This window comes from Agarivorans sp. MS3-6, from assembly GCF_054112545.1.
Genome location: NZ_CM134202.1, coordinates 1,419,087 through 1,440,533 on the forward strand (window position 1 = coordinate 1,419,087; position 21,447 = coordinate 1,440,533).

At 45.0% G+C, this 21,447-nt stretch carries 19 protein-coding genes, 1 tRNA gene and 1 pseudogene; 12 read left to right on the forward strand and 9 right to left on the reverse strand.

Annotated features, from left to right (window positions below):
* Positions 1-220: 220 nt before the first annotated feature.
* Positions 221-967 carry a potassium channel family protein gene (locus ACVFI8_RS06425; RefSeq protein ID WP_248714303.1) on the forward strand — a complete coding sequence of 249 codons (747 nt, stop codon included), beginning with the start codon at positions 221-223 and terminating at the stop codon, positions 965-967.
* Between the two features lie 8 nt (positions 968-975).
* On the opposite strand, the gene ACVFI8_RS06430 is transcribed toward ACVFI8_RS06425, so the two are convergent.
* Together ACVFI8_RS06430 and ACVFI8_RS06435 are read right to left on the reverse strand one after the other, a co-directional pair.
* Positions 976-1,740, reverse strand: a complete 765-nt coding sequence (locus tag ACVFI8_RS06430) for a YdcF family protein (RefSeq protein ID WP_457873395.1) — start codon at positions 1,738-1,740, stop codon at positions 976-978.
* Positions 1,740-3,227: a CYTH and CHAD domain-containing protein gene (locus ACVFI8_RS06435; RefSeq protein ID WP_248714301.1), complete on the reverse strand. Its 1,488-nt coding sequence runs from the start codon at positions 3,225-3,227 to the stop codon at positions 1,740-1,742. The genes ACVFI8_RS06430 and ACVFI8_RS06435 overlap by 1 nt, the downstream gene beginning before the upstream one ends.
* Positions 3,228-3,409: 182 nt before the next feature.
* On the opposite strand from ACVFI8_RS06435, the gene ACVFI8_RS06440 reads away from it, so the two are divergent.
* From ACVFI8_RS06440 to ACVFI8_RS06455, 4 genes are all read left to right on the forward strand, one after another.
* Positions 3,410-4,087: a TIGR00153 family protein gene (locus ACVFI8_RS06440; protein ID WP_248714300.1), complete on the forward strand. Its 678-nt coding sequence runs from the start codon at positions 3,410-3,412 to the stop codon at positions 4,085-4,087.
* 31 nt (positions 4,088-4,118) lie between these two features.
* A complete protein-coding gene (locus ACVFI8_RS06445) occupies positions 4,119-5,384 on the forward strand; it encodes an inorganic phosphate transporter (RefSeq protein ID WP_457873396.1) in 1,266 nt (421 codons plus the stop codon).
* 110 nt (positions 5,385-5,494) lie between these two features.
* Positions 5,495-6,106 carry a TIGR04211 family SH3 domain-containing protein gene (locus ACVFI8_RS06450; protein ID WP_248714298.1) on the forward strand — a complete coding sequence of 204 codons (612 nt, stop codon included), beginning with the start codon at positions 5,495-5,497 and terminating at the stop codon, positions 6,104-6,106.
* Positions 6,107-6,362: 256 nt separating this feature from the next.
* On the forward strand, positions 6,363-7,457 hold the full coding sequence (locus ACVFI8_RS06455; RefSeq protein ID WP_457873397.1) for an acyltransferase family protein: 1,095 nt from the start codon (positions 6,363-6,365) through the stop codon (positions 7,455-7,457).
* 61 nt (positions 7,458-7,518) lie between these two features.
* Here the strand turns inward: ACVFI8_RS06455 and ACVFI8_RS06460 are convergent, their stop codons facing one another.
* A complete protein-coding gene (locus tag ACVFI8_RS06460; RefSeq protein WP_457873398.1) occupies positions 7,519-8,328 on the reverse strand; it encodes a general secretion pathway protein GspB in 810 nt (269 codons plus the stop codon).
* Positions 8,328-9,950 (reverse strand): AAA family ATPase, encoded by a 1,623-nt coding sequence (locus tag ACVFI8_RS06465; RefSeq protein WP_457873399.1) that lies wholly within the window; start codon positions 9,948-9,950, stop codon positions 8,328-8,330. The genes ACVFI8_RS06460 and ACVFI8_RS06465 overlap by 1 nt, the downstream gene beginning before the upstream one ends.
* Before the next feature lie 137 nt (positions 9,951-10,087).
* On the opposite strand from ACVFI8_RS06465, the gene ACVFI8_RS06470 reads away from it, so the two are divergent.
* Positions 10,088-11,335, forward strand: coding sequence for a multifunctional CCA addition/repair protein (locus tag ACVFI8_RS06470; RefSeq protein WP_457873400.1), 1,248 nt, complete (start codon positions 10,088-10,090; stop codon positions 11,333-11,335).
* A 40-nt stretch (positions 11,336-11,375) separates the two neighbouring features.
* On the opposite strand, the gene ACVFI8_RS06475 is transcribed toward ACVFI8_RS06470, so the two are convergent.
* Genes ACVFI8_RS06475 through folB form a run of 3 tightly spaced genes read right to left on the reverse strand, consistent with a single transcriptional unit; the run spans position 11,376 to position 13,050 of the window.
* Positions 11,376-12,176 carry an undecaprenyl-diphosphate phosphatase gene (locus ACVFI8_RS06475; RefSeq protein WP_248714293.1) on the reverse strand — a complete coding sequence of 267 codons (801 nt, stop codon included), beginning with the start codon at positions 12,174-12,176 and terminating at the stop codon, positions 11,376-11,378.
* A gap of 20 nt (positions 12,177-12,196) precedes the next feature.
* Positions 12,197-12,685: a 2-amino-4-hydroxy-6-hydroxymethyldihydropteridine diphosphokinase gene (folK, locus tag ACVFI8_RS06480; RefSeq protein WP_457873401.1), complete on the reverse strand. Its 489-nt coding sequence runs from the start codon at positions 12,683-12,685 to the stop codon at positions 12,197-12,199.
* Positions 12,685-13,050 (reverse strand): dihydroneopterin aldolase, encoded by a 366-nt coding sequence (gene folB, locus ACVFI8_RS06485; RefSeq protein WP_248714291.1) that lies wholly within the window; start codon positions 13,048-13,050, stop codon positions 12,685-12,687. Before folB ends, folK begins: the two co-directional genes overlap by 1 nt.
* Before the next feature lie 124 nt (positions 13,051-13,174).
* Between folB and plsY the strand changes: the two genes are divergently transcribed.
* Positions 13,175-13,765, forward strand: coding sequence for a glycerol-3-phosphate 1-O-acyltransferase PlsY (gene plsY / locus ACVFI8_RS06490; RefSeq protein ID WP_248714290.1), 591 nt, complete (start codon positions 13,175-13,177; stop codon positions 13,763-13,765).
* Positions 13,766-13,847: 82 nt separating this feature from the next.
* On the opposite strand, the pseudogene tsaD reads toward plsY, so the two are convergent.
* Positions 13,848-14,871 (reverse strand): annotated as a pseudogene (gene tsaD / locus ACVFI8_RS06495) (tRNA (adenosine(37)-N6)-threonylcarbamoyltransferase complex transferase subunit TsaD).
* Positions 14,872-15,092: 221 nt separating this feature from the next.
* Here tsaD and rpsU point away from each other — a divergent pair.
* The 5 genes from rpsU to ACVFI8_RS06520 all read left to right on the forward strand — a co-directional run bounded on the left by rpsU (position 15,093) and on the right by ACVFI8_RS06520 (position 19,782).
* A complete protein-coding gene (gene rpsU, locus ACVFI8_RS06500; RefSeq protein ID WP_016403353.1) occupies positions 15,093-15,308 on the forward strand; it encodes a 30S ribosomal protein S21 in 216 nt (71 codons plus the stop codon).
* A gap of 15 nt (positions 15,309-15,323) precedes the next feature.
* Positions 15,324-15,767, forward strand: a complete 444-nt coding sequence (locus tag ACVFI8_RS06505; protein WP_248714288.1) for a GatB/YqeY domain-containing protein — start codon at positions 15,324-15,326, stop codon at positions 15,765-15,767.
* An 84-nt stretch (positions 15,768-15,851) separates the two neighbouring features.
* Complete coding sequence (dnaG, locus tag ACVFI8_RS06510) at positions 15,852-17,618, forward strand: DNA primase (protein WP_457873402.1); 1,767 nt, start codon at positions 15,852-15,854, stop codon at positions 17,616-17,618.
* A 147-nt stretch (positions 17,619-17,765) separates the two neighbouring features.
* A complete protein-coding gene (gene rpoD / locus ACVFI8_RS06515; protein ID WP_248714286.1) occupies positions 17,766-19,592 on the forward strand; it encodes an RNA polymerase sigma factor RpoD in 1,827 nt (608 codons plus the stop codon).
* 113 nt (positions 19,593-19,705) lie between these two features.
* Positions 19,706-19,782, forward strand: a tRNA-Ile gene (locus tag ACVFI8_RS06520).
* 453 nt (positions 19,783-20,235) lie between these two features.
* Here the strand turns inward: ACVFI8_RS06520 and ACVFI8_RS06525 are convergent.
* A complete protein-coding gene (locus ACVFI8_RS06525; protein WP_457873403.1) occupies positions 20,236-21,297 on the reverse strand; it encodes a hypothetical protein in 1,062 nt (353 codons plus the stop codon).
* Between the last annotated feature and the right edge of the window lie 150 nt (positions 21,298-21,447).

The following is a 21,447-nucleotide window of genomic DNA, read 5'->3' on the forward strand; positions in this document are numbered from 1 at the left end:
ACCTGAAAAGACCACAAGACAAAGAATGAATTAATCTGAACATGAAAGCTTGGCAAGTACAAGCGTCCGATGTCTGCTTATTGCAAACTTAAATGAGCAAACATAAGTCGCGCTAAGTCACTCAAATCATTTGATATGGGTGACTTAGTAGCGGCTTATGTGAGAATCTTAATAAGGTATAGTTTGGATGGTTCGAACACCTTGGCGATAGGACAAATAAATGAAAACCAACGTAAATGCCTTCGACTTGGCGATCATGCTGCTATCAATCATCGCTATTGGTATTGTCAGCTGCCTATTTTTCTACCCCACTGACTCCGAATTACGTTCTTTACTGGTCACCTTGGATACCTTAATTTGCTGTGTTTTCATTGCCCATTTCTTTAGCAAAATGCTACGTAGTAATAACCCTAAACGTTATTTTCAGCATCATTGGATAGATTTATTAGCCAGTATCCCTATGGTTGAACCTTTGCGCTTTCTGCGTTTCATTCACGCCTATAAGTTAATCAGTGCTATCTCAAAGCAACGACAGCTGTTTAAAAAATTACTTAGCCGAAGAATTGAATCCACCTTGGCGATGATTCTACTGATTATCTTTTTAATCGTTTTAGCGGGTTCGGTGGGGATTTTATTGGCCGAAGGGGGAGAAGGCGGACAGATACAAAACTCAGGAGAAGCACTTTGGTGGGCGATAGTCACGGTCTCCACCGTCGGTTATGGCGACTTTGTACCCGTCACCGATGCAGGGCGGATTCTCGCCAGTATCATGATTTTCACCGGCGTTGGCTTTTTTGGCGCGATATCAGGCTTAATGTCGGCACTATTACTCCGTGATGACGCCACTAAAGAAACGAGGCTAGAGCGCTTAATTCAACAACACCAAGCCGAACAAAAAATGCTGCGAGAGCAATTAAGTTTGATCCAGAAGCAACTCAAAAAAATGCAGCAGCGAGATAAAGATTAAGGGTAGATTCAGCTTTTCAGCCGCAGCCAAAGATTTGCTAAAGTCTCATAAACAGCGGTATCGGCTTTAGCGATGTGACTTAAACGAGGAACAAAGGAGCGCCAGGTGAATGGCTTTTGCCAATTTCTAACTTGATAGTAAGTCGGCGCGGCGACAACCTGTAAATCATACCTTGCAAACCAAGACATCGCTCTAGGCATGTGTGAAGCTTGGGTCACCAGCACCATCGATTGATCAGTATAAGTATTAGCCAGCCGAGTCACTTCGGTAGCGGTATCCTGATTATGATAGCTGCGGATTAATTGGGATTTTGGTACGCCTAAAGACTCCGCCAATGCGGCCAGCATATCGGCATGTTGTACGCCACTGCCTTCTATGTCGCCGCCAGAGAGTAATATACTTACCGAAGGGTTTTGTCGCCATAGCCGCACAGCTTCAACCACCTTCACCACCCCACAGGGCAAAATTTGACTAGATAGCGGTTGGTTATCATCTTGATAGTGTAAGCAGCCTAAGACCACGATTAAGTCGCTATCAGCGGGCAAGCGGGTTAAGCCTGAATACTGCCTTTCCCAGTAATGCAGCATTGCACCGCTAATCGGATACAAACTTAACAACAAGGTAGTGACTAAAGAAAAGCCAATTAAGCTTCGCCCTAGAAAGCGCCGCCCGACCAGCATAAAGAGCAAGCCCAATAACAGCAATATGACTAAAGCCGTGCTAGGCATAATCAGAGTAATCAGGATTTTTTTAAGAGCAAATGCGCTTAGCACTACCAATATACCGCTTGTTGTAGAGCTTGTTGTCGAGAAAACTCGATAGCCTCAAGTAAAGACTGTTCTTTTCTACGCATCCATTTTTCTATCGGCTTTTGTTGCTCTTGGTCTAAATTGGGCAATATATCGCGCAAGGGCTTGAACAAACTAAGTTCATCAATACCAGACAGTATATCAACCCATGGCAATCTAAACTCTTGCCGAGAGTCGGCTTCAAACAGTTCACCCACACAAATACCTACTAATAGGTTACGCCTAAGCTTAATGGCTTGCTTTATATAGGTATCGGCATTGACTTCAGGCGCGGCTAACTCTGACTTACGTAGCTTAGACCAACTGGTATCTAATACTTCTGTTGCCACCTGACGAATATTCTGCGATTGCAGCTGCTGATTTTTTTGCCATTGGCTTTCATATAACCAACGGGTGATTTTTAACATTAAATTGCAGTAGCGGGTGCTATGTAACAGCTGAATCACTTGCTCAGATTGCGGCAAGGCCAACTGCTGTTGCTGAAGAGATTTTAATAAGGAACGTTGCTGAGGGAGTTTTTTTATTAGAGCCCCGCGCTCGGCGGTTAAACGAGATAAGCTATTGGCCTGATTAATCCAACTGAACTGCTGGCGTAGCCAACGCAGCTCGGCTAACCAAGGGCACTCTACCAAGTTTAACTCACTAAACATCTTACACGCTTGACACAACATTTGTACTGCTAGCGATAACTGCTCTAAGGCGGCTAAGCTGGGGCGCTCAACAAAAAGCTGTTCATGATATTGCCAATGTTCCAGCGCGGTTAAAAAGATCAGGGTCAGCGATTCAGCAGTGTTGTTTGCGTCATTTAGAGGCACCGCCACCAGTGGCTTGACACTTTCGCTATGCGTAGTCGCCAATAAATAACCGCGTTTTGCTTTGCTTATGTTAGCTAAACGCAGGCCTTCTATGGTTGCAATGTCTTTAGCTAACTCAAAGAGCTGGGCAACATCACCTTTCACTAACTCTAACTCTATTTCACATATTGCTTCTTGATCGGTATTGGCCGTGAGCGAACCTTGATCAAAGGCCACCTCGATTAAAGTGTCGTTATCGAGATCAAGTAACCACGTTTGACGGGAAAAGGTAGTCGTAAATAAGGGGGCAAGCAAATTATTTAGCTGATTAAGATTCGCGTCGGCTGGCCATTCTAGCTGGTCAAACAAATACAGTTGCGGCTGGTTAGACTTAACAACCGTGTTATATTCAGGCCGCTGATGAAGGCCCCCTACCACCACACCGTTGGTTTTTAAGGTTTGAACATCATCGCCATCACCACTGCGAATACGTAAACCCATGCCCCAGCGCATTAATTGATGGTCAGGTGTATCAAAATAAACACTGGTTAAGGTTTTTATTTCTGTCTGTAGCACACTATACTGTGCAAGCCGTTCTAGCAAAACCGACGCACATTGAGGGTTAGCTAAGAGCTTGATTTCAATTTCATTGTTCATGGTTTATCCATGTTTGCTGACACAGTGACCAGCCCTCCTGTTCAGTTTTCAATCAAAACTTTTGATTCAGCTCTAGTAAAACTCGTGAATTAGACACATAAAAGCTTGCAACTATGCTTGGCTACGTTACCATGCGCCTCGCAAAAAATATATCGTTTGCATAGCTAATTGGAACAGAGATTATGTCCGGAAATACAATTCTAGGTTTGTTTGCAAAATCGCCAATTAAACCTTTAGAAGAACATATCAATGTAGTGCACGAATGTTGTGAAGGTTTAGTACCTTTTTTCGATGCTGTGTTAAATAAAGATTGGAAAGCGGCAGCTAAGCGCCGTAGAGACATCTCTAACTTAGAGAAAGAAGCCGATCGCATGAAGCGTGAAATCCGTTTAAACCTGCCGGGTGGGATTTTCATGCCCGTTGAACGTTCAGACGTGCTAGAGCTGCTAACCCATCAAGATAGAATTGCCAATAAAGCAAAAGATATTTCGGGCAGAATGCTTGGTCGTAAAATGGAGTTACCACCAAAACTAGCAGAGATGTTCATGGCTTACTTAGCCCGTTGCTTAGATGCAACAGGCAAAGCAAAAGAAGTGATCAACGAGCTAGAAGATCTGCTTGAGACCGGCTTTAAAGGCCGTGAAGTAGACATTGTTAAACAATTGGTTCAAGAACTCGATCTAATCGAAGATGAAACCGATGCCCAGCAAATCAAGATTCGTCGTAAGTTACAGAAGCTAGAGAAAAAACTAGACCCTATCGACGCAATGTTCCTATATTTCATCATTGAAGCTATCGGCGAACTCGCTGACCAAGCTCAGCGTGTTGGTGCACGTTTAGAATTGATGATTTATCGCTAAACAATAAAAGAAAATTACTTAGGTAACTCCAATGGAAATTCTTGCAACTTACGGCACTACGCTGATTATTATTGCGGCCGTTTTTGGCTTTGTGATGGCTTGGGGTATTGGTGCTAATGATGTAGCCAATGCTATGGGTACGTCTGTAGGCTCAAACGCTATCACTATTAAACAAGCGATTTTTATCGCTATGATCTTTGAATTTGCTGGTGCTTATTTGGCTGGCGGTGCAGTAACTAATACTGTGCGTAAGGGGATCATTGATTCAAGCGCGTTCACTCAAACACCTGAATTACTGGTATTTGGTATGATCGCAGCCTTATTGGCAGCAGGTACTTGGCTATTGATTGCTTCGTATAATGGTTGGCCAGTATCAACCACTCACTCTATCATCGGCGCTATTGTTGGCTTCGCAGCCGTAGGCGTAGGTACAGAAGCGGTTGAATGGGCCAAAGTAGGGGGCATTGTAGGTAGCTGGATTATTACTCCTGCCATCTCAGGGGTATTTGCTTATCTTATCTTTGTCAGCGCTCAAAAACTGATTTTTGACCATGACAACCCCTTAGCCGCAGCCAAGCGTTATGTGCCTGTGTACATGTTCTTAGCTGGCTTTATGATGGCACTTGTAACCATCAAGAAAGGCCTTAAGCACGTCGGCTTAGAAATGAGCGGTGCAGAGGGATACATTTGGGCAATCATTATTGGTCTATTGGTCGCGGTGGTGGGTAAAGTCATCATTAGTCGCTTAAAAATCGATCCTAAAGCTGACCGTCAAATGCACTACACCAACGTAGAGAAAGTGTTTGCGGTATTAATGGTTATTACCGCCTGTTGTATGGCGTTTGCCCACGGTTCGAATGACGTAGCTAACGCTATCGGTCCATTGGCAGCAGTAGTCAGCGTAGTCAGTAACGATGGTGAAATTGGTGCTAAAGCAGCCCTAGCTTGGTGGATATTGCCTCTAGGTGGCTTAGGTATCGTTGCGGGTTTAGCACTATTTGGTCATCGAGTGATCGCCACTATTGGTAAAGGTATTACTCACCTAACGCCTAGTCGTGGCTTTGCAGCTGAATTAGCAGCAGCCACCACAGTGGTCGTTGCATCAGGTACCGGTTTACCTATTTCAACCACCCAAACCTTAGTCGGTGCGGTATTAGGTGTAGGTATGGCTCGTGGTATTGCTGCGCTAAACTTAGGCGTAGTACGTAGTATCGTGGTTTCTTGGGTTGTTACTCTGCCTGCAGGTGCGGCTCTTTCTATCGTGTTTTACTACATCATGCTGGGTATTTTTGGCTAGTTTGATAAAAACAGCCTAACTTTACTCACAATAACAACGTTGCTGGTTGAGACTAGCAACGTTGTTTCGTACACTAAGCGCGACTACCCACCAATTCGAAGAGATACGCCGTGATCGTCAGAAACTTATCTGCTGCTGTTTTATCGCTTGCCCTCGCCTTTCCTGTCATCGCCCAAACTCGATATATTTCCGATGACTTATTTATTTTTCTCCACTCTGGTCCTAGTAATCAATTTCGTATTTTAGGCAGTGTTAACGCTGGCACCAAAATCAACCAAGTTGACTACAACGCGGAAAACAAATACGCCAAAGTGGTCTTAGAGAACGGCCGAGAAGGCTGGGTAGAGGCTAAATACTTAAATCGCACACCGGGTCTTGCCGCTCAATTGCAACAAGTGAAAACGCAATTGGAAACCAGTGAGAACCAAAGAAAGCAGCAGCTTGAAGACAGTGGCAACGCCACAGCAGAGCAAAGCGCACAGATTGAAGCGCAAGCTGTACAAATTGAACAGCTACAAGTCACTAACGACCAGCTTAACGAACAGTTAAACCAAATCAGTGAGCAAAACAGTAGCTTACAGCACGAACTAGACACCAAAGATGAAGCAGTGCAAATGCAATGGTTCATGCGTGGCGGGGCCGTGGCTGGTATAGGCTTACTACTTGGTGTATTACTGCCAATGATTCCTCGTCGTAAAAAACGCGATCAGCAGTGGATGTAATCTCAATCATTTAAAAAGGGCGCCTAATCAGGCGCCCTTTTTATTTTAATGAAAATTTAACTGTCCTTTAGCAAAGCCGCTGACTCTACAACTAAATACACCTCTCTCATTTCGCTAAACTGACGCTAAATACTGTTCATCGCGTAAATCGTAGCCACTGGCCGAACCATTACCTCCCCGCGCGTAAGACATCGAGTCTAGGTAAAGCGTGTTATAGTTTTAATTGATTTAGAAAAAGTAAGCACAAGGATGTGTCATGCGGGTTGAATCACTCACCTTTTTTAGATTTATTGCTGCATTAATAGTGGTTATATTCCACTTTGGTGATGCCACGGGGTTTGAAGGGGCATTAATAGCGGGACCGGAAATGGTCACGTTTTTCTTTGTTCTATCTGGCTTCGTCATGTCCATATCGCATTTTGAACGAGATATTAAGACCCGCTCTTATTTATGGGCAAGGGTATCGCGAATAGTGCCTATTTACATGGTGGGGATACTTTTAGTAATAGGCTTGGATTTCTACCACAATACACCTATATGGTGGTCAGCATTATTGTTAAATGTTACTTTTCTACAATCGTGGGTTTCGCCATATCCACTCTCTATTAATTACCCTGGATGGTCACTATCAGTAGAGGCGTTTTTCTATTTAAGCTTTCCGTTCATTTTACTGTATATCAAGAAGAATAAGTGCTCTGTAAAGTCCTTAGCTATATACTCAGCCGTTTATTGGCTGATAACCCAAACCATATTAACTTATGCTTTATCCAAAGAGACAAACAGCGCTTATTCCTCACTATTAAATGATTTAATTTACTACTTCCCTGCTTCTCATCTATGCAGCTTTTTAATTGGCATTTCAGGTGGAATATGGCTACTTCACAACAGATCTAACAAATCGAACGATACAATCGGATCTACGCGCCTTCCTATCGCATCAGCCGTGACCATCGTACTGGTGCTAGATAATAAGGAACACTTGGTAGACGTTATTGGGTTTGCAGTGCCGTTTAGCTCGAGCTTTTTAGCACCTTTATTTTTGATCTTTATTATTTCATTATCACTTTGTCAGTCAACGCTAGCCAGCTTTTTCAGCAGAAAACCTTTGGTGTTACTTGGTGAGGCGAGTTTTTCACTTTATATTCTTCAAGTTCCAGTACATAAACTATATACGATGCTTTCCTCTAAATTTTTTATCACATCGCCACTAATAAACTTTCTAACATACCTAATATCGTTAGTATTTATCTCTATTTTGACTTTTTTGTATTTTGAAAAGCCATCCAATAAGTTTTTAAGATATCAACTACCGAAATTACTCAATATGGGAGCTAGGGACCGCAAAAAATAACCACTACTGGTAACAAGCTAGATTCTCTCGCAATACCTTTAGCAGTGGCTATTGATAGCATTTAACCCCAGTCTGATAGCGCCTTTAGGCGGCACAAATGGCCAGCCACCCTCAGCACGACATCGTCTAAACGAATAGCAACGATCTCAATGTTGTTATTAAGTAAGTCCCCTTCTAGTAACTGCTTATTGTTAAACGTAACGTATCGACGAGCAGGATCAGAAGAAAAGACATGCGAGTTAAAGGTAATAGCCGGTACCAGTTTTTGCATCTCAGGAGACAATGCCCCTAGCATGGGCGCTTCATCGTAAGCGACGGTATCGGTTTCTTCCTGCCACTCTAATACTTGGGTGGCCTCTACGGCTGCTGCAAAACGCTCTGCTAAGTTGGCATCATCGGCAGGTGCTAAGGGCTGACTTTTTTGCGGCGTAACAATAGGTGCTTGTTGAACCGTACGCTCAGCAACAGCATTACTTGTAGGTGCGTTAGGCGAACCCTCGACAATCTCTGTTTGGTTTGTTTGTTGTGCCAATAGCTGGTCAAACCGTTGTTGGCGTAAAGTCAGTAAATCTACCTTCTTTAAATCGTTAAATTCGGGCAAGGGCATCAGTTCAAAGGCTAAGGGATTGGGCTCAATAGTCGAGACTTTAAGCACCGGCGGGTTAACCGGCGCAACAGTCACTGCAGGCGTAATAACTTGGTTCTCAGGCTGTTGATGCCCCATCCACCACCATAGCGCCAACGCTCCTAAAGCCAAGGTTAACCCCGAGCTAATTAAGGCTAACACTAAAGGATTAACCCTAGAAGGAGCCACCAAGCTGACAGCTTCATCTGGTTGATGACGGCGCTGCGCCGTTAAAATACTAGACATTAATTCAGCTCCTGAAGACGCGGTTGGTCAACATAAATTTGCTGGTTTAAACGCAGTAAAGTAAAGACGCCGGCAATACCGTCGGCGGTTAAACGATGACGGCGTTGAAATTGCTCAACTTGTTCGGCTAATTGGCGGTCAAACTGATAAATCTGGCGCGGCCTTTTACCCTGCAACAGTGACAAGCTTTGCTCTAGCCAATAAACAGCCTCACCTTGGCTGCCCTGTTTCAAGAGGTCATTAAAACCTGAAGGCGGCTGCCATAACACTTGAAACTCTCCATTCCAACGTTGCCCTAACCAGCGTTCACTCACTTTAAAAGAACGATCGCCTAGCCATAGCTCTACTTTCGCCCCCCAATGCCTAACCACGGCATAAAATTGAACCCCGTCTTCTTCCAGTTTAATCACCGCGGGAGAGTTTACATCGCGTAATGCCCGCATGCCGCCACTGAGAGATAAACAATGCAGATCCAAGTTACTGATTAAATCGCAGCGAGCTTGCACACTAGGTACATCGTAACCCCACAACCGCAGCAGTAACTGCCAAGCACCGTCAGAAAATCCATTGCTGCTTGTCAGCACTTGCCATTCTTTGGCTGTATCACTTAAGGCTTGGCTAGGCGCCAACGCAGCTAGCGGCGCTTGAGGTAAATCCGGCGGTGTTGGTTGCGCCGCAGCAGCGAGCGTTTTAGGGGGATGTTCAGGGGCTATGTTAGTGGTACTTTGCTGATACAAATAGCCACCAGCCAAAATAAAGCCGCCCAGCAATGCACCCGCTAATACATGGTTAACGCTCAGTTCAGACTTAGGCTCTGTTAACGCCACCTCTTCAATGGCTTGCTGCAGGGCGCGTTTATCAACGTGCATGAGATGTCGGCCATAACTGGCCAGCAGCGCCCTATCACAGAGTAAATTAATCACCCTTGGGATGCCTTCAGCCGCTTTGAAAAGTTGCTTAATGACGGCACGAGGGAACAATGGCCGCTCACAGCCCGCCACCTTCAATCGGTGTGCAACATACGATTCAACTTCAAACACATTTAACGGCAGTAAGTGATAACGCGCGGTGATCCGCTGGGCTAACTGACGCAAAATAGGTTGCTTTAGTTTTTGCTGCAACTCAGGTTGACCAATCAGCACCACTCTTAATAGTTTGCGGGTATCAGTTTCAAAATTGGTCAGCAAACGCAGCTGCTCTAACACTTCTACCGACAGATGTTGCGCTTCGTCGATAAGCAACATGGTATTGCCACCCGCCCAGTGGTTTTCAAGCAGCCGCTGACGAATAATATCGCCGAGGCTTTTCACGGTAAGATGAGCGCTGTCATAGCTAATATTTAACTCATCACATACCGTCGCTAATAACTCCACTTCCGTTAAGCTGGGGTTAAGCACCAAAGCCACTTCTGTTTGCTCTGGTAATTGCTTTAACAAAGCACGCGAGACGGTAGTTTTCCCAGTTCCAACTTCACCCGTTAACAGAACAAAACCACCGGTTTCGCCCAAGCCAAAAGTGAGGTGAGCCAGCGCTTCTTTATGCCGCTCGCTCATAAACAAAAAGTCTGGGTTTGGCGCTATCGAAAAAGGATTTTCCTTTAAGCCAAAATAATCCAAATACATTAAACCACTATCCTTAAGCCTTAATCACTCAGCGGTAGTTTGCTCACTACCAGTAATCGAAGCGCTATTGCGCATTGATAGGTGTATAATACCCCCACACAAGCCTTTTGTGCATAGAGATTAGTGAGGAGTGATAAGTGGAAACCTATTTAGTGGGAGGAGCGGTTAGAGATATGCTGCTGGGTTTAAAGGTTTTAGACCGTGACCACGTAGTAGTAGGTGCATCGCCTAAGCAAATGTTAGCCTTGGGTTATCACCGTGTGGGTAAAGACTTCCCAGTATTTATTCATCCTCATTCTCAAGAAGAGTATGCCTTAGCACGCACCGAACGAAAACAGGGCAGTGGCTATACTGGCTTTACTTGTTACTTCGCCAAAGATGTCACCCTTGAAGATGATTTACTCCGTCGCGACCTCACCATCAATGCCATTGCCAAAGCCGAAACGGGCGAGTTAATAGACCCCTACGGCGGCCAAGCCGATCTGCAAGCAAAACTGTTACGGCATGTATCTCCAGCGTTTGTTGAAGATCCTTTAAGGGTGCTGCGAGTAGCACGCTTTGCGGCGCGTTTTCATCATCTCGGTTTTACAATTGCTGATAACACTAAGCAGCTAATGAAAGACATCGCGCATTCGGGCGAGTTAAGCAGCTTAACGCCTGAACGGATCTGGAAAGAACTAGAAAAAGCCTTAAGCTGTGACTCACCGCAGGTGTTTTTTGAAGTACTGAAAGAGGCCGATGCCTTAACTGTGTTATTTCCCGAATTAGACAATCTATTTGGCGTGCCGGCTAGCCCCAAGTGGCACCCAGAGATTGATAGCGGCATTCACACCTTGATGGTGATAGAACAAAGCGCTAAGCATCACTACAGTAACGAAGTTCGATTTGCCGCCTTATGCCATGATTTTGGTAAAACCCTCACCCCTCAAGAGAAATTACCATCTCACCCAGGGCATGGGCCAAAAGGCGTAAAGCTGATCAAAGCATTTTGCCAACGGCTCAAAGTACCCAATCATTATCGTGATTTAGCGCTGCTGGTGGCGGAACACCACATCACTATTCATAGCGCATTAGAACTGCGCCCTGAAACGGTTTTAAAGCTGTTTGACCGCTGTGACGCTTGGCGCAAGCCAGTACGATTTAAACAAATATTAGAGGCTGGAGTCGCCGATATTAGAGGCCGCTTGGGTTTTGCTGAACAGCCCTACCCCGCTTATGACTACTTGCTAAGCCAACTTGAAGTGGCTAACAGTGTTAATGTACAAGCGATAGTACAAGAAGGTTACCAAGGCTCGGATATTCGTGAGCAATTACACCAACAACGCTTAGCCTTAATCAGCCAAGCCAAACAAGCCTACTTAGCAGAACACGCTAACTCAAACTAGCGAATATGGGCTATCTTAGCGATAGCCCATATAACAACCCTTACGCTAGGGCTAAAAACGCAAACAAACCTACGCCCAACAACATGCGGTAAATAACAAACGGCTTCATCCCTACTTTATTCACCCACTTAATAAACAAGTGTATGCATGAGTAAGCACTAACAAACGACACCAAGATACCTAAAGCCATCGCCGACCAGTCAATCACTACTGGTGCATCAGCAATGTCTTTCGCCATTAATACACACGCGCCAACAATTACCGGAATAGACATTAAGAAAGAAAAACGCGCCGCTGCTTCACGGGTTAGCCCCAACATTAAGCCTGCAGTAATGGTTATACCGCTGCGCGAGGTGCCAGGGATAATCGCAATCGCTTGAGCAACACCAACAAATAAGGCTTGTTTCCAGCCTATTTGATGCTCGGTTTTCTCTAACTTGGCTTGCGAGTCAGCCCACCAGAGTAGCGCACCAAATATTAAGGTGGTACTGGCAATAACATAGGCCGAACGCAAGTGTTCTTCAATCAGCGACTTAAACAAACCACCAAATAATACCGCAGGAATAGTGGCCAAAATAATCAACCAAGCAAGCAATGCCTCGGGGCTACGTTTACCGGTAAAAGACCCAAGCCAAGCCGTTAACATCGTCCAAACTTCTTTACGAAAGTAGCCCAATACAGCAAACAAGCTGCCTACGTGTACCGCTACGTCAAATGTGATCCCTTGATCATCCCAACCAAAGATCTGTGAAGGCAGAATAAGATGCGCCGAGCTTGAAATAGGCAAGAACTCGGTGAGTCCTTGAATCAAAGCTAAAAATATCGTTTCAAAAGTACCCATTAAATAATCCTGTAACTAATCTAAAAATCGAGAGAGTCAACCAAGGTCAACACCTGACTAGGGTGATCAAAATCTTGCCACAATTGCATGTAACTTTTATTTATTGTTGGATGAATCATCGAACCCGCAATATCTGCAAGCGGTTTTAACACAAACGCACTTTTGGTTATTTCTGCTCTAGGCAGCGTACATGGTATATCTACCACTAAGTGGTTATATAAAAGAATATCGATATCTAGGGTGCGTGACGAGTACTTTTGCGCATCCATTGCTCTGCCGTGTTCAAATTCAATGCCTTTGATGGCATCAAACACCGCTTGTAAAGACAAGGGGCTAGAGAATTTCGCGACTAAATTGTAGAAAGCCGGGCCGTCAAACCCTAAAGCGGGGCTTTCGTATACCGGGCTAAGTGTTAACCCACCAAAGCGCGCCTCTAAGGCTTCAACACCTTGGCGAATATAGCGCTCACGCTCAATGTTACTGCCGATGCCAACAAAAATATCCGCCATTACAAAGCGCTATCGGCTTGGCTACGTTCAATTTGCACACCAACACTAGTGGCAAAAGGAACGGCTCCGGGTTTATTAATGGTCACCTTAAGCCAAGGCACCGAAAACTGAGTTAACACTAAAGCGGCCACCTTCTCGGCAACGGTTTCGACCAATTCATGGGCTTGCCCTGTCACTAGGTCACTCACCGCTTGGCTTACAGCTGCGTAATCCAAGGCTAAGCTTAGGTCATCCGTTAAGGCCGACGGGCGGTTATCCCATGCCATTTCCAAATCAATCACCAGTTTTTGTTTGATTTGTTTTTCCCACTCATAGGCACCAATAGTGGCTAATACCGTGAGTTCTTTAATAAATACTTTATCCATGATGCTTTGCTGCTTTGTTGCAAACGCGCTTATTAGCCTTAGCTAAAAAAACAGCGTATGATTTGGCCTTTGAAAGAGCGCGATAATACCGCAATTCAGCAATAGGTGGAATGCTTCTAAGCTAATGGGTTTACTCGGTTTATTATTTATAACGGCAGCGTATTTACTGGGTTCGATATCCAGCGCCGTACTCATTTGCCGAATTTATCGCCTCCCCGACCCCCGCCAGCACGGCTCTAACAACCCTGGCGCCACCAATGTTTATCGCTTAGGCGGTAAAATGCCAGCCGCATTAGTGTTAATTTGCGACTTACTCAAAGGCACCATTCCGGTGTGGTTAGGCTATTACGCAGGGCTAGCCCCTTTAGTACTTGGATTTGTGGGTATCGCCGCGTGTCTCGGGCACATGTACCCAATATTCTTTCATTTTGAAGGGGGCAAAGGTGTAGCCACTGCACTGGGGGGCGTATTACCCATCGGCTTAGATTTAGCCGCCTTATTGGTAATAACGTGGATGATTACCCTAAAGCTGCGTGGTTACTCTTCATTAGCGGCGATTATTAGCGTGAGCCTTGCACCACTCTACACCTGGTTAATTAAGCCCGAATATACTCTGCCCGTTGCCATGCTGTCGTGCCTGATTATTATTCGCCACCAAAGCAATATTTCACGTTTGCGTAATCACACCGAAAGCAAAATAGTAAAAAAAGACTAACTCAGCACGCTAAGTTAGCCTCAACCCTATTCGCTGTTAACACAACGCGCCACTAAGCAAGCGTAATAAACAACACAACACCTTATAGCGGTTTTGCCGCAGGTAGCTCATCTAATGGCCAACGCGGCATGGCCTTAACTGACAAGCCATGAGTTTGCCCCGCTTTAAAGCGTTGCATGCCAGCATAGGCAATCATCGCGCCGTTGTCGGTACAAAACTCTGCCCGAGGATAAAACACCTTACCACCACGCGACGCTAACAACTCGCCCAGCTGCTCGCGTAAGGCTTTGTTTGCGCTAACTCCGCCGGCAATCACTAACCGTGTTAAGCCGGTTTGTTTTAAGGCGCGTCGACATTTAATGATCAGCGTTTCTACCACTGCTTGCTGAAAGGCCAGCGCGATATCGGCTTGAGTTTGCTCGTCTTTACCTTCTGAATCGATGGTATTTTTAGCAAAGGTTTTTAAGCCCGAAAAGCTCATATCTAAGCCTGGCCTATCGGTCATTGGCCGCGGGAATTTAAACCGGCCAGGCGGTGCCTTTTTCGGCCATACGGCTTAACGCAGGCCCGCCTGGGTAATCTAAACCCAGTAACTTGGCGGTTTTATCAAACGCCTCACCGGCGGCATCGTCGATCGACTCGCCCAAGATGGTGTATTCACCAATACCGTCAACTTCTACCATCAGGGTATGCCCGCCAGAGACTAGCAAGGCCAAAAAAGGAAACGCTGGTGGGTTGTCTTCTAACATCGGCGCCAGTAAATGCCCTTCCATGTGATGCACTGCGACGGCGGGTTTATCCCATGCCATGGCAATACTACGCGCAGTCAGCGACCCCACCAATAATGCCCCCACTAAACCTGGGCCGGCGGTATAGGCCACGGCATCAATATCATCGCTCGTGCAATTGGCAGCGGCCATCGCTTCTTTGATCAGCGGAATGGTTTTACGTATGTGATCGCGCGACGCTAACTCGGGCACCACACCACCATAATCTGCATGTAATTTAACCTGACTGTACAAAACATCTGCCATTAAACCTTGCAGGTCATCGTAAATTGCAATTCCGGTTTCATCACACGACGTTTCAATACCTAGTACACGCATAATCTTGCTCTTCCTGCTTGGTTACTGGTGTCAGTAACGTATAATCTGGCCCAAAGGCTCGCCTAAAATCGCGCCTATCTTACTTGTTCACCGCTTATTTCACCAGAGCTATACAAATAGGCTTTACATTGCCCCCTAGTTAGGCTTAAAATTCCGCACCATTTTTAAACACTCAGGCTGATTTTTGTTCGGCCGTTAATAAACCGGAAGGTGATAGGCATATGCCAATCGTTAAAGTACGTGAAAACGAACCATTTGACGTAGCTCTACGTCGTTTCAAGCGCTCTTGCGAGAAAGCAGGTATTCTTTCAGAAGTTCGCCGTCGCGAGTTTTATGAAAAACCAACTACAGCTCGTAAACGTGCTAAAGCTTCTGCTGTTAAACGTCACGCTAAGAAATTAGCGCGTGAAAACGCACGTCGCGTTCGCTTGTACTAAGCGCTGTTAAGACCTATGTCATTAAGAGAAACGCTACAAGAAGAACAAAAAGCAGCCATGCGTGCCAAAGACAAATTACGTCTAGGCACACTTCGCATGTTGCTTGCGGCTGTTAAACAAGTAGAAATTGACGAGCGCATTACTTTAGACGATGACCAGATATTGAGCATCGTTGTAAAACAAGTAAAACAGCGTAAAGACGCAGCTGAACAATTTTTAGCTGCAGAACGTCAAGATCTAGCTGATAAAGAGCTCGCTGAAATAACTATCTTGGAGACGTTCCTTCCTCAAGCGCTCAGCGAACAAGAGATTACATCGTTAATTGATGATGCAATCGCTAAGTCGGGCGCGGCTGGAATGCAAGATATGGGTAAAGTGATGGGTATCCTGAAACCTCAGGTGCAGGGTCGAGCAGACATGGGAGCTATAAGCACCGCTGTCCGCAATAAGCTCGCTTAAATCCATCTCTTAGGTACTAGAATAAGCCGTGCACTCTATGAGTTCACGGCTTGTTTGTTTTTAAAAAGGCTAGCGACGCACTAAATGGCTGGAAGAATTCCACAACAGTTTATCGATGATCTACTAGCTCGAGCCGATATCGTTGGCTTGATTGATCAGCGTGTGCGCTTGAAAAAAGCCGGTAAAAATTACTCCGCTTGCTGCCCGTTTCATAACGAAAAATCGCCCTCTTTTACGGTGAGCCAAGATAAACAGTTTTATCACTGTTTTGGTTGTGGCGCGCATGGCAATGCCATTAGCTTCTTAATGGAATATGACAAACTTGAGTTTGTTGACGCCGTTGAAGATTTAGCCAGCCAAATGGGCGTAGAAGTAGAGCGTGAAAACAGTAACAACAGCAAGTTTGACCAAGCTAAAAGCCAGCAGCAACGCCAGCTAAGCAAAGATTTATACGAATTAATCGGCCACGCCAGCCGCTTTTTTCAGCAGCAACTTAGAGTAAACCCTAACAAGCAACAGGTTATTGACTACCTAAAAGGCCGTGGGCTAAGTGGTGAAGTAGTACAGCGTTTTTCTATTGGCTATGCCCCCGACGAATGGGACGCACTAGGCAAGGCTTTAGGCGGTTCACAGCAAGCCAGCCAGCAGCTGGTTGATGCCGGATTATCTATCGAAAACGATAAAGGCCGCCGCTACGATCGCTTCCGCGATCGGGTTATGTTTCCGATTCGTGATAAACGTGGCCGTTACATCGGCTTTGGTGGGCGCGTATTTGGCGATGGCACGCCAAAATACCTTAACTCTCCCGAGACCAGCGTTTTTCATAAAGGCCGCGAACTATACGGTTTATACGAAGTACGCCAAGCCCATAAACAAGTGCCGCAAATTCTGGTCGTTGAAGGCTACATGGATGTGGTGTCACTGGCGCAATTTGATATTGATTATGCGGTAGCGTCTTTGGGCACCTCAACCACCCCAGAGCACCTACAAACGCTGTTTAGAGCCAGCAATCAAATCATCTGCTGCTACGACGGTGACCGCGCCGGTCGCGACGCGGCATGGCGGGCCTTAGAAAACGCCTTGCCGCACTTACGCGACAATGTAGAGCTTAAGTTTATGTTTTTACCTGATGGTGAAGACCCAGACACCCTGGTTCGCCAAGAAGGTAAAGACGGATTTGAAAAACGCATGCGTGAAGCTATGCCGCTATCGCGTTTTTTGTTTGAACGGCTTAGCCAAGAAATAGACATCACGACCGATGCTGGCAAAAGCCACTTGGCGTCTAAAGCTTACGAGCTTATCTCGCAGGTGAGTGCGGCGTTTTACAAAGAAACCCTGCTTACCGAACTGGCCACCCAGAATAGGATGATCCGTAGCCAGCTAGAAAAAGAGTTAGCCCGCTTAAAACAAGCCGAACGCTCGCGCCCCAATACCCAAGCGCAACTCAGCCTAACGCCAATGCGAAAAGCCATTGCTATGATTTTGCAGCTGCCTGCTATAGCCACTGACTTACCGCCGTCGGCGCAATTAAGCCAAGTAAACATAAAAGGCATGAGCTTATTATTACAGCTGATTGGCGAAGTACATAAAAAGCCCGATATCACCACTGGCCAATTACTTGAACGTTGGCGCGGACAACCAGAACAAAAACACTTAAATATTTTGGCAGGCTATAATTTAGAAATTGACGAGTCTGGTTACCAAGACGAGTTACAAGATATTATCGCCAGTTTTGTTGATCAGTTGCTATTGCAACGCTACGAGCAGCTCAACGTAAAATCTATTAGCGGCATAATCACCGTAGATGAAAAACGTGAAATGCATCAATTAATGATTGAACTTAAGCCTTAATTGGGCGGTATATACAATAAACAAAAAGATTTTATATAAATGCCCTTGATATAGAAATTTTAACCCATACTTGATATACTTCTTCGTTTGCGCCAGCGGCGCTTACGTTTATGGTTTTGCTAGCTTAATCTACTTCGGATGACATCTATGGAACAAACCCCACAGTCTCAACTCAAACTCCTTCTCGCAAAAGGTAAAGAGCAAGGCTACTTAACTTACGCAGAAGTAAATGACCATTTACCTGCTGATATCGTAGATTCCGATCAAGTTGAAGATATCATTCAAATGATCAACGACATGGGTATTCAGGTACATGAAAATGCACCCGATGCTGATGACTTATTGTTGGCGGAAAATACTACCGACGAAGACGCAGCCGAAGCGGCAGCGCAGGCTTTAGCCACGGTAGAATCTGAACTAGGCCGAACGACCGACCCAGTACGTATGTACATGCGTGAAATGGGTACCGTTGAGCTGTTGACTCGCGAAGGCGAAATCGACATTGCTAAGCGTATCGAAGAAGGCATCAACGAAGTTCAGCGTAGCGTTTCAGAATATCCCGAAACTATCTCTATTTTGCTTGAGATGTACGACAAGTACCAAGCAGAAGAGCTTAAAATTAGCGACATCGTTAATAGCTTCATCGATGAAAATGAAGTAGCAGAAGCAGCCCCTACCGCTACTCACATTGGTTCGGAACTAGAGGAAAAAGACCTCGAAGACGAAGATGAAGACGAAGATGACGAAGAAGAAGAAGACACCGGCCTAGACCCAGAGTTAGTTAAAGAGCGCTTTGATACACTGCGCGCTCAATACGACAAAACGCATGCAATTATTGCATCACATGGCCGTATGTCTAAAGAAGCTAAGGCTGAAATCTTTGAGCTAAGTGAAATTTTTCACACCTTCCGCTTAATACCAAAATTATTCGACAAGCTTGTAGCAAGCATGCGTCGCATGATGGAGCGTGTACGTACTCAAGAACGTTTAATTCTTAAGTTATGTGTTGAGCAAGGCAAAATGCCAAAAGGCATTTTTGTTAAAGCATTCTCTAAAGATGAAACCAGCGACGAATGGTTTAACGAACACAAAACATCGGCTAAAGATTATGCTCCGGCATTAATGGAAGTGGATGAAGAAGTGCGCCGTTGTATCTTTAAGCTTAAATCAGTTGAAGAAGAAACTGGCTTAACCATTAATAACATCAAAGACATCAACCGTCGTATGAGTATTGGTGAAGCCAAAGCTCGCCGCGCTAAGAAAGAAATGGTTGAAGCTAACTTACGTTTGGTAATTTCTATTGCGAAGAAATACACCAACCGTGGTTTACAGTTCTTAGATCTTATTCAAGAAGGTAACATTGGCCTAATGAAGGCCGTAGATAAATTTGAATACCGCCGTGGTTACAAATTCTCTACTTACGCAACTTGGTGGATCCGTCAGGCGATTACTCGCTCTATTGCTGACCAGGCACGAACTATTCGTATCCCGGTGCATATGATCGAAACCATTAACAAGCTAAACCGTATTAGCCGTCAGATGCTTCAAGAGATGGGCCGCGAACCTACTCCTGAAGAATTGGCTGAGCGCATGTTAATGCCTGAAGACAAGATCCGTAAGGTACTTAAAATCGCTAAAGAGCCTATTTCCATGGAAACCCCAATTGGTGACGATGAAGATTCGCATTTAGGTGATTTTATTGAGGATACTACCCTGTCTATGCCTGTAGATGCAGCGACCGGCGAAAACCTTAAATTTGCTACTCAAGAAGTACTTGCTGGCCTCACCCCGCGTGAAGCTAAAGTACTGCGTATGCGTTTTGGTATTGGCATGAACACCGACCACACGCTAGAAGAAGTGGGCAAACAGTTTGACGTAACCCGTGAGCGTATTCGTCAAATCGAAGCCAAGGCCTTGCGTAAGCTGCGCCACCCTTCTCGCTCTGAGCAATTACGTAGTTTCTTAGACGAATAGCCAATAAATAGGTGAATAAATAAGCGCTTAGATTTAAACGCATAGACAAGGCGGAAAGTATTTTTTATACTTCTGCCTCGTTGATTAGCCAAGCGCTTATCACACCCAAATTTGGCCCTTTAGCTCAGCTGGTTAGAGCACACGACTCATAATCGTTAGGTCCACAGTTCAAGTCTGTGAAGGGCCACCATATACAAAGCCTTGCACCACATCGGTTGCAAGGCTTTTTTATTGGCTAAAAATCACCAAGAGTCCCTAGAACTTTATTTATGTTTTTGGACAGAGTAATCATAAGATCAATAAAGGAACACGAGAAAGACCATTCCTACTAGTGAACACCACAGCCACAGTGATATGTACCAGTCTTTTTTCGTCGCTAGCTTACGGGTAGCATCTACTGGAACGAAGGGATAATTACTGTCATTAAGCAACTTTGTTTGAAACAAAATAATCGTTGCATAACTCAATACTCGAAAACCCGGTCCATCCCAACTTCCACAACTGAAGCCCTGCTTTATTAGTTCAGGCTCAATTCTTCTCATGGTGAACTTTGCACTTAATAGCCAAGCTACCATTGACGACACAAAAGTAATCATGAAAAAAAGTGAACGCCAGTCCTCATAACTTAAAGGTGGATGCTCCATTACAATGACCTTGGTATACGGTTAAAGATACCATTACGCTCGTAAAGGTTTTTAACCTCGCGCTGAGCTACCTCATCAGCTTTTGTCGCAGCGACATAAGCTGCACCGATTCCAATACAAACCACAATAGCCCATCCAACTGGAGTCATCGTTAGTCCAATACTCAAAGCTGCCGCTGCTGCACCAGAAATAACGCCCTTAGCTACCACAGAACCTGTAATAACCGCAGCTGACAGACCAGCAGCTTGCACTGTAGCTGTTTTCCCCCAATCCTTACCCTGCTCAAAATCAGCTTTAACCTTTTGCCCTCTATCAGCCACATCAACAGCCAGAAGAATATTTCCCCCTAACTTTAAACCGTTGGCCATATACTTAAGATTTTTCAGTTCTTTTGCACTGCTGAGCCTAATAGGCGCGTCAGTTCTATTACCTTTCGCCTTGTTTATAGCTCTTTGGGGATTATTAAACACAGTCCCCTTTCTCGCTTTTACTTTCGCTGTAGCCTTAACCAGTTCAGCCTTAAATAGGTCATTTAGTTTTTTCCAAGCCGCACGAGCACTAGATTCTAATTTCATCATTTGTAGTTTTGGCAGCTTTGCTTGATGCCCAGAGCGTACTTCCATTAGTGCTTTTTCATAGGCACCAATACTTTTTTCAAACTGCCCGCTACGACTCTGCAACAGCCCAACACCTGCACTCGCAAAATTGAACTTTTCTTTGTTCACCCATTGGTTGAGTCGGCTAGCCGCAGGAGCAATTTGCTGGTCAAATAACTCGGCCAAACCAAGTGTTATGTCGCTGCCTAGCTGTGCATTAACATTGGCTAACGAACGGCGATGGCAAGAAGGGATAGTTTGCAGCTGCCTACACTGCTGCATTAAATTAGTCGGTTTACTGCTTTGGCTTGATCGAACAATGTAAGGTGAACCAGCATGAAGAATACTGCCAGCTTGCAGCGAGTTATCACTTAAAAAGGCATTGAATTCGGCTTCATTTGAAAAGTCTCTAGATTTTAACTGACGGTTTTTGGTACTTAGAAAAATCTCGGCAGGCTCACTCACAGTTGGTTCCTTTTACTGCAAAATCAAAATTAGGGTAATAATTGCTATAAGGTAAACATAATTAACAAAGCAGTCAATAACCGTTAAGCTAAATGCCATTTAGTTATTGTGAGCCCGTTTATCAAAAACTTTGTTTATAAACCACGTTAT